Raw genomic sequence first — 11078 nt, forward strand, 5'->3', positions numbered from 1 at the left:
TCGAGTTCGAAGGCCTGCTGGCGATTGCCGAGGCATTCCGCAACAGCAGCCCGGCCATGGTCAACCGCGCGCTGGCGGGGCCGCTGGACTACGCGCAGATCCCGGCGCTGGCCGAGCGCGGGCAGGCGCGGGTGCAGGCCTTCTTTGCGATGCTGAACGCGCATCTGGCGGAGCGCGACTTCATCGCCGCTGGCCAGTTCAGCATTGCCGACATCACGGCCGTGGTGGCGGTGGACTTTGCGCGGGTCGTCAAGGTCAAGCCCGGTGACGAGCATCCCCATCTGCGGCGCTGGCGAGCGGCGATGGAGATGAGAGGCACGATGGCGTAGGCCATCGATCACCGTCAGACATTGAAAGGCAGCACCATGGGAGCGGACGCATTCATCGCCTTCTACGGCATCAAGTTCGAGCTCGACCCTGACGACGAGGAGGGGCTTGACGCCTGCGATACGGGCAGCGATGTCCGTTGCCAGAAGGCGAGGTCGGTCGGGCTGGAAACCTACACGGGACGCATGACAGACGGTGAAGAMTACTTCCTGTACATCGGCACAAGGCTGGCCTCACTGGGCATCGAGCATGATCAGTACGTGACGCAATCCGTCGAGCAGCTCTCTTCTCTCGCCGCTAACGTCATGGCCAAGCTGAGGGCGGCGGACTTTCCGCAGTCGCCCGAGCTTCACTTCCAGTTCATCGGTCAGTACTAGCCACGCGGGGGGGGGTACCATCCGTCAGTCCGCATTGCGGCAACTGATGGGGTCGTGCATGTCAACTGGACCGCAACATATCGAAGCGGTCCTGGCACGTCAGCTCGCAGAGGGCGCCAGTGCGGCGGTGATTGCCGACGCATCCTGTGAGGTCTGGCGCCGGATCGACGCCGCCTTGTCACCCATCGTCGGGCGCCATGGCGTTGCAGCGCTGCTCAAGCGCAGCCTGCACCTCACGCGAACCGCTCATCCTGCGCTGGCCGCCGCTGCAAATGCGGATGCCCGCCCTGGCGATTTCCGTGCATTGCGCGCGGTCCTGGCGGGTCAAGCCAGCGCCGAAGCCGCCGCGCTGAATGCTGCGTTGCTGAGTACCTTCTACGACCTCCTGTCCAGCCTGATCGGCGCCACGCTCACGGAGCGGCTGCTGGATCCCGTATGGGCACCCCCTTCCACCGACGCGCCCGCACAGGACTCCCAGACATGACCACCGCCAAAGCAACCATCAACCGCCTGGCCACAGGCGTGCAGGGCTTGGACCAGGTGCTGGGCGGTGGCCTGCCGGAGTTCTCGTTCAACATCATTGCCGGCCCGCCGGGCTGCGGGAAGACAACGTTGGCGCACCAGATGATGTTCGCGCTTGCCACGCCCGAACGACCGGCGCTTTATTTCACCGTGCTTGGCGAACCGCCGCTGAAGATGCTGCGCTACATGCAGCAATTCGAGTTTTTCGACAGCGACGAGGTCAACCGTTCGATCTACTTCATCAACCTGGCCGACGACACCGCCGCCGGGGATCTGGACAAGGTGCTCGAAAAGATCGTTGCTGCTGTCGAGCAGCATCGCCCCGGCCTGGTCTTCGTCGACTCCTTCCGCTCGGTCATGCTGGCCAGCCAAGGCAACGGCAACAGCTACATCACCTTGCAGCATTTCGTGCAACAGCTTGGCATGTTGATGACCAGCTGGCAGGCAACGACCTTCCTGATCGGCGAGTACTTCACCGACGCTGATCCGAACCCCGTCTTCACCGTCGCCGATGGTCTGATCTGGCTGCGCCAGAGCACCAAGCGCAACTCCGTCGTGCGCAACATGGAAGTCATGAAGTTGCGCGGCCAGGCGACTTCGCCCGGCCTGCACACCTTCCGCATCGGTTCTGACGGCATCACCGTCTTTCCTCCCGTGCTGCAGTCGTTTCCGCCCGTCAATGCGGGCGCTGAAACAGGCGAGCGGCTCAGCATCGGCGTGCCCGACCTTGACGCCTTGATGGGCGGCGGCCTGCCACGCGGCTATTCACTGCTGGTGGCGGGGCCCTCGGGTTCGGGCAAGACCATCCTGGCCTCGGCCTTTCTTGCAGAAGGCGCACGGCACGGCGAKACGGGCGTCATCGCCTCCTTCGAGCAGCGCCCAAATCTCTCGCGCACGCCGGTGGTGGCCGAGCTGGTCGGGAGCGGCCGCGTCGGGCTTGTGGACACGCAGGCGGCCGGCATGTCGGTCGACGAACTGTCGATTTTGCTGATCGCGGAGATCCAACGCCTGGGCGCGAGCCGCGTGGTCATCGACTCGCTGTCGGGCTTCGAGCTCGCGCTCGCGCCAACCTTCCGCGAGGATTTCCGCGAGTCGCTCGCGCGCATGGTCACCGCACTGGCCAGCACCGGCGCCACGCTGTTGATGACGTCGGAGCTGGAAGACCGCTATGACGACCTGCGCTTCAGTCCCTATGGCACGGCCTTCCTGACCGACGCCATCATCGTGCAGCGGTATATCGAGGTGGACAGCCGCCTGCAACGCGTGCTGGCCGTCGTCAAGGTCCGCGCCAGCGCGCACTCCAACGAGCTGCGCCTGTTCCACGTCAACGACGAGGGCATCCAGATCGGCGCAATGCTGGAGGGCTATGAAGGCCAGCTGGCCGGCCGGCCAACCCGCCAGGCAGGGGCTCCGGCGCCTCCTGCGTCATTTCGAGCACCGAAGCCGCCGTGAGCGACGACGCCCATCCGCCGCGGGCGCCACCTGCCCAAGCACAGCAGCCTGACGAAGACGTCGGTGCCATCCGTGCGGAGCTCCTGCGCCTGCGGCAAGACCTGGAACAGGTGCAGCAGCAGTTCGGCGCCTCGCAGGCCGCGCAACTGCGGGACGCGAACGAGCAACTCGTGCTGGCGGTGATGCAAGCCGAGGCGATTGCCGAGGCGGCGACGGACAAGTTGATGGCGATGACGCGCATCACCCAGCGCGATGCCCTGACCGACACGCCCAATCGCGCGCTGATGCTGGACCGGCTGCAGACAGCGTTGTCGATGGCCAAGCGCCGGCACACACGCAGTGCGGTGCTGTTTGTCGACATCGATCGTTTCAAGCACATCAACGACAACTTCGGCCATCTGATCGGCGACGAGGCGCTCAAGCTGGTCGCCCTGAATCTTGGGATGGCCGTGCGCGATTCGGACACCGTCAGTCGCCACAGCGGTGACGAGTTCCTGGTGCTCCTCGCCGAGATATCGAAAGCCGGTGACGCCGCCCAGATTGCACTGAAGATGCTGCACGGGATTGCTGCAATTCGCATCGACAGCCTGCCCGCGTTCAGGGTCAGTGCCAGCATCGGCATCGCGATCTACCCCGATGACGGTCGTACGGCCATGCAGCTCATCGACAAGGCCGATTCGGCCATGTACCGCGCCAAGAAGATGGGCGGTGCCATGTTCCAGTTCCACGGCGCAGAAGACGTGCCTGACAGCGGGCACGTGCCGGACTTCGGCGACACGCACGGCCTGGGGACGCAGCCTGTGCCGCTGGATGCAACGCCCAGCCCGGATCCCCACCGTCATGCTTTGCGTGACGCCAACGAGCAATTGCTCCTGTCAGCGCTCGCATCCAGGGTATCGGCGGAGCGGGCCACGAGCGCGCATCAGCAGCATGTCATCCATTTGGCGATGGTCGCGCACGAATTGCGCAGCCCACTCGCACCACTGAGCAATGCCGCGGAATTGCTGAGCCGATCCCGCGGTGATGAAAGCCGGCATGCGTGGCTGCAGGAGGTCATCAAGCGGCAGGTGGCGCACATGACCCGCATCGTCAACGACTTGCTGGATGGATCTCGCGCCGAGACAGGCAAGTTCCATCTGGTTTGCGGCAATGTTGACTTGGTGGAGATCCTTGGCGAGGTGGCCCAGTCCTGCCAACCGGCGATGGACGAGAAGCATCAGCGCCTGCGCGTTTCTCTTCCACAAGGCCCGCTGAACGTGCATGGCGATCCAGTGCGGCTCGAGCAAGTTTTTCGGAATCTGCTCGACAACGCGGTCAAGTACACGCGTGACCGGGGCCACATCGCCCTCACGGCTGCCGTGATCGATCGCGTGATCTCGGTCACCGTGTCGGACAACGGCATCGGCATCGTGGCTGAGGCGCTGCCGCATGTATTCGACTTGTTCGTGCAAAACGAGCACGCGATGGCCATGCACCACGGCGGCCTAGGCATTGGCTTGGCGGTGGTGCGCGAGCTCGTAGAGGCCCATGGCGGCACAGTCGTGGCCGTCAGCGCGGGCCATGACAAGGGCAGCGAGTTCATCGTCAAGCTGCCCCTGGCCCCACTTGCCACGCCTTGAGTGCAGACGCCAGGCCGGCATACAGCTGGCGGCCTCGATGGCGGAGCTGCCCGCCGCGTTCAGGCGAGTTTGCGGTCGCTGGGCCGCGCCAGGTAGAACCACTCGGTTCCCGGCGCGGACTTGGTGTTCGGGAACACGATGCGCCCCTCGCTCGGTGCCAGCACGGCCTCGCCGCTGGCGCGGGTGCCGATGCGCTGGCCCTTCGCGATGGCGTCGAAGCTGGCCCAGCTCTGCTCGAACTGGTCGCCCTCGGCTTCGCGGTCGATGACGTCGTAGAGCTGCAGCAGCTCAGGCGCCTGAGTGGGGCGGTGTGGCTCGACGGCGCTTGCGTCCAGCATGCCCAGGAACACCAGCGAGCGCAGGATGGCCAGGCGCGCGACCTCGGGGCCGTTCGGGTCCAGATGCTGGCCGCATTCCAGCGTGATGGCCCAGCCGCCGGTGGAGCGCATGTACTCGGTGGTGCCGACGCCGTAGTGCGGGTCGGAGATCAGCGAGGCGCGGCGCGAGCCGTCGTGCTCGCGCTGCTGGCGGCGCTGCAGGCCCAGGGCATAGGTCGACAGCCAGCCCTCGACGATGCGGCCCACGCCCAGGCGCGCGGCCAGCGCCGATTCGGTCGCCTCCTGAGAGAAGGGCTCCAGCTCGCCGCTGTTGTTGCGCGGGCCGATCATCGCGAAGGCCGGGCCCTGGCCCTGGAAGCTGTGCAGGTCGAGGATGCCGTCGTGCTGCGCGATCAAGGCACAGAGCTGGCGGGCGATGCGGTCCTCGAAATCATGCGCGATGACCGGCGGGCGCAGGTTGCGGTTGAGGTTGCGGTCGCCTTCGCGGCGGTTCAGCTGGTGGGCCAGCGGGTTGACGATGGGCACCAGGGTCAGCGTGCCGCGCAGCAGCRTCAGCTCGCCGGCATCGAGCTGGCGAATGATCTCGGCCATGGCTTTGGTGCCGTGGACTTCATTGCCATGCACAGCGCCGGTAACGAGGAAACGCGGGCCAGGTTGCAAGCCGGCGAACTGGTGGACACGGATGTGGGTGGGCTGGTTCATGACTGGAGCAGGGCGGAAGACAGGGCCTTGTCGGCGGAGAAGACGCGGCGCGGCAGTTCGGCGGCGGGCTGGCCGGCGCGGTAGGCAACGAGGCGATAGAGGGTGGCGAATGCGAAGTCGGGCGGCTCCTCGCCGGCGCCCAGCACCAGCTCGCCACCGCGGCGCACGGCGTCGGCCAGGAAGGCGGGCAGGCGCAGGTGATACGGGTTGCGCTCGATCTCGCCGGTGTGGCGCTCCAGCGCGGCGATGAGGCGGGCGGTGTCGGCGATATTGGTCTGCACCAGCGCATTGGGTGCCGACTGCGTGGACCAGAACTCGGTGTGGGCCAGCACCGCGTCCAGGCGTGCGGTGGCCAGCGCTTCGGCGACGAGACGGTAGACGCCGCGGTGGCTGGGGTTGTCGTCCAGCGCATGCGGTGCCAGCACAAGGGCCGGGCGATGCCGGGCCAGCAGCGCGGCGATGGTGTCGACATGGGCGCGCCAGAGCTGCGGCTCGCGTTCGGCCGTGTCGGCGCGCACGTCCGACAGGCCGTCCTCGCCAACGCGGATGCAGTCGAAGCCGAGCACGCCGCAGGCGTCCTGCAACTCGGTCCAGCGCGACTCGCGGCGCTCGGGATTGCTGCCCAGGGTCACGGCGACATTGCCGACCCGCCAGCCGGCCTCCTGCTGAAGCCGCAGCGGCAGGGCGCCGACGATGCATTCATCGTCGGGGTGGGGCGCGAAGATCAGGCAATGGCCGGGGCTTGGCTCGCGGCCGGGTGCGGTCACGCGGTCGGGCGGGTTGCCCAACAGCTCGGCAAAGCGGGAAAGGTGCTCGCGCCAGCGCGCGAGATCGGCATCCAGGGACATGCCGGCATCCTACAGAGAGTAGGAGCCAGCGAGGCCGTGAGCGYGGCCCGCGCCGGGGCGAGTTGCGGCACCCGGCGGCGTTGCCGGCTCCTTGMGTGGCACCCGCCACGCCGCGTCACCTGCGCCTTGCCGGCCACCGCAACTCGCCCCGGCGCGGGCCRCGCTCACGGCCTCGCTGGCTCCTTGGCCGGCCATGTCGCCAGCAGCACACCCAATAAGGCCAGGCCATAGGCCAGGGCCTGAAGGGCGGAGATGGATTCACCGAGAGCCAGGCCGATCAGCGCCGTGCTGATCGGCAGAAAGACCATGAAGACCCCCGCCTTGGCCGCCGGCAGCCCCTTCAGGCCAGCCATCCACAGCCAGACGGTGATGACGCTGGCCGTGGCGGCGTAGTAGCCCAGCAGCGCCCAGTCCAGCACGCGCGGCGCGCCGAAATCGAAGCTCAGGGCCTGCCAGATGGCCAGTGGCGCGACCAGCACCAGGCCCCAGAGGTTGATCAGGGCGCTGATGCGCTTCGGGCCCAGGCCGGCGGTCAGCTTCTTGCCGATGACGACATAGCAGCCCTCGCAGAACACGGCCGCGAGCAGCAGCAGCGCGCCCACCGGCGTCGTCTCAGCGCCGCCACCCTGTTTGCCGCTGGCCACCAGCGCAATGCCGCCGACCGCGCAGGCGATGCCGGCCAGCACGCGGCCGCCCAAGCGCTCGCGCAGGAAGGCCCAGCTCAGCAGCGCCACCGCCGCCGGGATGCCGGCCATGATGACGCCGGCGACGACGGCCGAACTCTGCCGCAGCCCGAACAGCATGCAGATGGAGAACAGGAAGTTGCCGAGGAAGGATTCGAGGAAGAGCAGCCAGCGCGAACGCGCATCCAGCGGCGCTTCGTGGGCGGGCTTTTTCAGCCAGGGCAGCATCAGCACGGCCGCGAAGCCGAAGCGCAGGCCGGCGAGCAGGAAGATGGGAAAGGCCGCCACCAGTAGCTTGGACAGGCCGACATAGCTGCCGACCAGGCTGGTGCTAGCTGCCAGCAGCGCGTAGGCGCGCCAGGGGACGGGATGCATTTGCTATTGGCTTTCGGGCCGAGCGCCGGGCCGCTCCCTAGCCGGCCCGCTTTGGCGATGTGCTTGCGGCTCAATGCCGCAAGCATCGCCGTCCCCGCGGGGGGCCGACCAGGCCTGCCGGCGTTCAGCCGGCGCAAGACTGGGCGAGGGGCTCATTCAACCGTGAAGGCCAGGAACTGCGTGAACTGCGCGGGATTGAAGTTGTTGTCGGACACCAGGATCAGCGTGCGCTTGCCTTCCAGCATCGGACCGAACGTGATGCCTTCGATGTTGTCCAGGGCCAGCACGCTGCCGTCGTCGTTCTTCAGCGACGACAGGTCCAGCAGCATGGTGCGCTTGACGGGCACGACCTCGTGGCCCTTGATGCTGGACCAACCCGACACATCGGTCGCGCCGCGTGTGTCGATCAGGTAGAGCTTGATGGTGTTGCTGGTGGGCTGCTTGGTCAGCGCCGCGATGCCCGGCGTCACGGCGCCGACGGCGAAGGCGCGCTCGATGACGATGAACTCATGGGCCGACAGGGCCAGCATGTCGGGCACGCCGTTGGTGGCGAAATCGCCCTGGCGCGCCGGCGGGAAGGGTACGGGACCGACGTCGTAGATGTATTCGGCGCCGGCCTTGCCGCTGTCCAGATCGAAGGACAGCATGCGCGCGCGGCTGCCGCGGCCCACGGCCGTGGGCAGGCTGTCCTGGGCCAGGCCGTTCTCGCTCATCGTCCACAGCGTCTTGCCGTCGGGCGTGATGGCGATGCTCTCGAAGGCGAGGTTGTTATAGACGCCCACGTCGCCGGGCGTGATGCCGCCGGCGCTGCCCAGGGGGTTGTAGTAGCCCGGCACCGGGAAYTCGCCGGCCGGCTTGCCGTCGGGGCTCATGCGGCGCACGGTCGGGTTCTGCAAGGAGCTGGAGACGCGCTGGCCCTCGTTGGCCCAGTAGATGAGGTTGCGCTTGGCGTCCAGGCGCAGGCTCTCGGGGTCGACCTGGTTGCGGCCAAAGGGCTGGCCGTCGAGGTCGAGGATGGTGGTCATGCCGACCCAGGCCACGCCGGCCTCACCGGGGTTGGCGCTGCGGCGGAACTTGGACAGGTCCAGGCTCAGCTCGTAGTAGCGCGCCGGCGCGCGGTCGCTGCGGTCATCGCAGATGGCCAGGTAGCGGCCGGTGGCGGGCACATAGTCGATGCTGGACAGGCCACCGACCGGCACCCCGCGGAAGCTTGCACTCGTCGGCACGATCTGCTGGCCGATGTAGTTCAGGGTCTGTGCGTGGGCGGACCCTGCAAGCAGCAGGGCGAGTAGCCATTTCATTGGGAAAACTCCAGGGCGGGGCCGCGGCGCCGGTACTGCCGCCACGGGGCGCGGATTATGCGGCGCGACGCAGGGCGCCTCTGAGCGTGTCGACGATGCGTTCGATGTGGCCACTCTCGATGATGAGCGGCGGCGACAGCGCCACGGTGTCACCGGTCGTGCGGATCAGCAGGCCCTTGTCCCAGCAGTCCAGGAAGACGTTGAAGGCGCGCTTGGCCGGCTGGCCGTCCAGCGGCTTCAACTCGATGCCGCCGACCAGGCCGATATTGCGCACGTCGATGACATTGGGCTCCTCGCGCAGCGAGTGCAACGCCTTGGCGAATTCGCCTTCCATGCGCGCCGCACGGGTCAGCAGGTCGTCGTCGGCATAGGTGTCCAGCGTGGCGATGCCGGCGGCGCAGGCCAGTGGGTGGGCCGAGTAGGTGTAGCCGTGGAAGAACTCGATCAGGTGCTCGGGCCCGGTCATGAAGGCGTCGTGGATCTTCTGCTGCGCGAACACCGCGCCCATGGGCACGCAGCCGTTGGTGATGCCCTTGGCCACCGTCATCAGGTCGGGCGTGACGCCGAAGGTCTGGGCGGCAAACGGGCTGCCGGTGCGGCCGAAGCCGGTGATGACCTCGTCGAAGATCAGCAGGATGCCGTGCTTGTCGCAGATCTCGCGCAGGCGCTGCAGATAGCCCTGGGGCGGGAGCAGCACGCCCGTGGAGCCGGCCACGGGCTCGACGATCACGGCGGCAATCGTCGACGCATCATGCAGGGCAACCAGGCGCTCCAGGTCCTCGGCGAACTCGGCGCCATGCGGCGGGACGCCGACCGAGAAGGCGTTGCGCGCCGGGTCGTGCGTGTGGCGGATGTGGTCGACGCCGGCCAGCAGGCTGCCGAACATCTTGCGGTTGGCCACCATGCCGCCCACCGAGATGCCGCCGAAGTTGACGCCGTGATAGCCGCGCTCGCGGCCGATCAGGCGGGTGCGGGCGCCTTCGCCGCGCACGCGGTGGTAGGCGATGGCCATCTTCAGCGCGGTGTCCACCGACTCGGAGCCCGAGTTGGTGAAGAACACGCGGTTCATGCCCGTGGGCGCGATGGCCGCCAGCCGCTCGGCCAGCTCGAAGGCCTTGGGGTGGCCCATCTGGAAGGGCGGTGCGAAGTCCAGCTCCGCGGCCTGCTCCTGGATGGCCTTGACGATCTTGGCGCGGTTGTGGCCCGCGTTGACGCACCACAGGCCGGCGATGCCGTCGAGGATCTCGCGGCCCTTGTCGTCGCGGAAATACATGCCATCGGCTTGCGTCAGCAGACGCGGCGCCTGCTTGAACTGCCGGTTGGCAGTGAAGGGCATCCAATAGGCGTCAAGCTTGGAAACGTCAGCGCTCATGCGGGGCTCCTCGACAAAGGAGCCCAAAGTCTAGAGTCAATTTGACGGGTTGGTCAGAATTTGCCGTTGCCTCAGGGTTCTCACCAGCGGCATCAACTGCACGAGCAGGATGCAGGCGAGCATCAGGCCGCAGCCGATCAGCCCGGCGGTGTTGAGCCGCTCGCCGAGCAGCGCATAGCCGAAGGCGGCGGCGAACAGGGTCTCGGCCGACAGGATGATGGCCGCGTCCGCCGCATGGGCGTAGCGCTGGGCCACGACCTGGGCCGTGAAGGCGATGCCGACCGAGACGATGCCGGTGTAGGCAATGGGCCAGGCGGCAGCGACCAGGCCGCCCCAGTGCACCGGCTCCATGCCGAAGGCCGCGATCAGCGACAGCAGGCCGCAGACAGCGAACTGGCCGCTGGCAACCAGGAAGGGTGCGCTCATGCGGTCGGCCCAGCGGCCCACCATCAGCACATGCACCGCCCAGGGGATGGCCGAGCCGGCCACCCACAGGTCGCCCAGGCCGATGTGGAGCTCATGCGCGCCCGACAGCAGAAAGGCGCCCACCAGGCAACCCGCAGCCGCCGGCCAGACCGACCAGTGCGCCACTTGGCGCAACAGTAGCCAGGCCAGCACCGGCACGAGAGGCACGTAGACCGCGGTCAGGAAGCCGGCATTGGTCACGCTGGTGTGCTGGATGCCGATCTGCTGCATGACGGCGCCCAGCGTCATCAAGAGGCCCAGGCCGGCAATGTGAAGGCCGTCCAGCTTCACCAGCGGCCTGCCTTCGCGGCCGAGGCGGCGCCACTCCAGCACGGCCAGCGGCAGCACGACCAGAGAGCCGATCAGGAAGCGCACGCCGGTGAACAGCAACGGGCCGACGTCGGCCATGCCGCGGCTTTGCGCGACGAAGGCCGAGCCCCAGATCAGCGCGACGAAGGTGAGCAGCAGATTGGCATGGAAACGAGTCATGGGCGAGCCAGCGCGGCGAGTTCCGCTTCGTCGAAGCCGGCCGCGCGGCGGGCTTCGAGATTGAAGGGCGCGCGCAGCTTGGGCGCCTGATGAAGGGTGGCGAGTTCGGCGTAGGTCGCGATCGGGTCCAGGCCGCGCTGCTCGCACAGAAAGCGGTACCAGCGGTTGCCGGCCAGCACATGGCCGATCTCGTCGTGCAGGATGATGT

At 67.5% G+C, this 11078-nt stretch carries 12 protein-coding genes; 5 read left to right on the plus strand and 7 right to left on the minus strand.

From position 1 onward, the window contains the following. The 5 genes from ACXJKR_RS13820 to ACXJKR_RS13840 form a co-directional block, all read left to right on the plus strand. On the plus strand, positions 1–329 hold a 329-nt coding region (locus ACXJKR_RS13820; RefSeq protein ID WP_457323314.1), incomplete at its 5' end, for a glutathione S-transferase C-terminal domain-containing protein. 36 nt (positions 330–365) lie between these two features. Then, complete coding sequence (locus ACXJKR_RS13825) at positions 366–704, plus strand: hypothetical protein (protein ID WP_457323315.1); 339 nt, start codon at positions 366–368, stop codon at positions 702–704. Between the two features lie 58 nt (positions 705–762). Further along, positions 763–1188 carry a hypothetical protein gene (locus ACXJKR_RS13830; RefSeq protein ID WP_457323316.1) on the plus strand — a complete coding sequence of 142 codons (426 nt, stop codon included), beginning with the start codon at positions 763–765 and terminating at the stop codon, positions 1186–1188. Continuing rightward, positions 1185–2678: an RAD55 family ATPase gene (locus ACXJKR_RS13835; RefSeq protein WP_457323317.1), complete on the plus strand. Its 1494-nt coding sequence runs from the start codon at positions 1185–1187 to the stop codon at positions 2676–2678. Before ACXJKR_RS13830 ends, ACXJKR_RS13835 begins: the two co-directional genes overlap by 4 nt. Continuing rightward, a complete protein-coding gene (locus ACXJKR_RS13840) occupies positions 2675–4297 on the plus strand; it encodes a diguanylate cyclase domain-containing protein (RefSeq protein WP_457323318.1) in 1623 nt (540 codons plus the stop codon). The genes ACXJKR_RS13835 and ACXJKR_RS13840 overlap by 4 nt, the downstream gene beginning before the upstream one ends. 59 nt (positions 4298–4356) lie before the next feature. Here the strand turns inward: ACXJKR_RS13840 and ACXJKR_RS13845 are convergent, their stop codons facing one another. From ACXJKR_RS13845 to ACXJKR_RS13875, 7 genes are all read right to left on the minus strand, one after another. Next, entirely contained in the window at positions 4357–5337 is a 981-nt protein-coding gene (locus ACXJKR_RS13845; RefSeq protein ID WP_457323319.1) for a succinylglutamate desuccinylase/aspartoacylase family protein, read from the minus strand. Beyond that, positions 5334–6185 carry a PIG-L deacetylase family protein gene (locus ACXJKR_RS13850; RefSeq protein ID WP_457323320.1) on the minus strand — a complete coding sequence of 284 codons (852 nt, stop codon included), beginning with the start codon at positions 6183–6185 and terminating at the stop codon, positions 5334–5336. The genes ACXJKR_RS13845 and ACXJKR_RS13850 overlap by 4 nt, the downstream gene beginning before the upstream one ends. Before the next feature lie 164 nt (positions 6186–6349). Continuing rightward, a complete protein-coding gene (locus ACXJKR_RS13855; RefSeq protein WP_056196784.1) occupies positions 6350–7243 on the minus strand; it encodes a DMT family transporter in 894 nt (297 codons plus the stop codon). Between the two features lie 152 nt (positions 7244–7395). After that, on the minus strand, positions 7396–8544 hold the full coding sequence (locus ACXJKR_RS13860) for an esterase-like activity of phytase family protein (protein WP_457323321.1): 1149 nt from the start codon (positions 8542–8544) through the stop codon (positions 7396–7398). A 55-nt stretch (positions 8545–8599) separates the two neighbouring features. Next, the gene (locus ACXJKR_RS13865) at positions 8600–9916 is read right to left on the minus strand and encodes an aminotransferase class III-fold pyridoxal phosphate-dependent enzyme (RefSeq protein WP_457323322.1); all 1317 of its coding nucleotides are present in this window, start codon (positions 9914–9916) and stop codon (positions 8600–8602) included. A 36-nt stretch (positions 9917–9952) separates the two neighbouring features. Next, positions 9953–10870, minus strand: coding sequence for a DMT family transporter (locus ACXJKR_RS13870; protein WP_457323323.1), 918 nt, complete (start codon positions 10868–10870; stop codon positions 9953–9955). Further along, on the minus strand, positions 10867–11078 hold a 212-nt coding region (locus tag ACXJKR_RS13875), incomplete at its 5' end, for a DUF455 family protein (RefSeq protein WP_457323324.1). The genes ACXJKR_RS13870 and ACXJKR_RS13875, both read right to left, overlap by 4 nt.

It is taken from the genome of Roseateles sp. P5_E11 (assembly GCF_054049355.1).

Coding starts and splice junctions, on each gene's coding strand:
- ACXJKR_RS13830 (WP_457323316.1), top strand. CDS start 763: ATGTCAACTGGACCGCAACATATCGAAGCGGTCCTGGCACGTCAGCTC.
- ACXJKR_RS13850 (WP_457323320.1), bottom strand. CDS start 6,185: ATGTCCCTGGATGCCGATCTCGCGCGCTGGCGCGAGCACCTTTCCCGC.
- ACXJKR_RS13855 (WP_056196784.1), bottom strand. CDS start 7,243: ATGCATCCCGTCCCCTGGCGCGCCTACGCGCTGCTGGCAGCTAGCACC.
- ACXJKR_RS13865 (WP_457323322.1), bottom strand. CDS start 9,916: ATGAGCGCTGACGTTTCCAAGCTTGACGCCTATTGGATGCCCTTCACT.
- ACXJKR_RS13870 (WP_457323323.1), bottom strand. CDS start 10,870: ATGACTCGTTTCCATGCCAATCTGCTGCTCACCTTCGTCGCGCTGATC.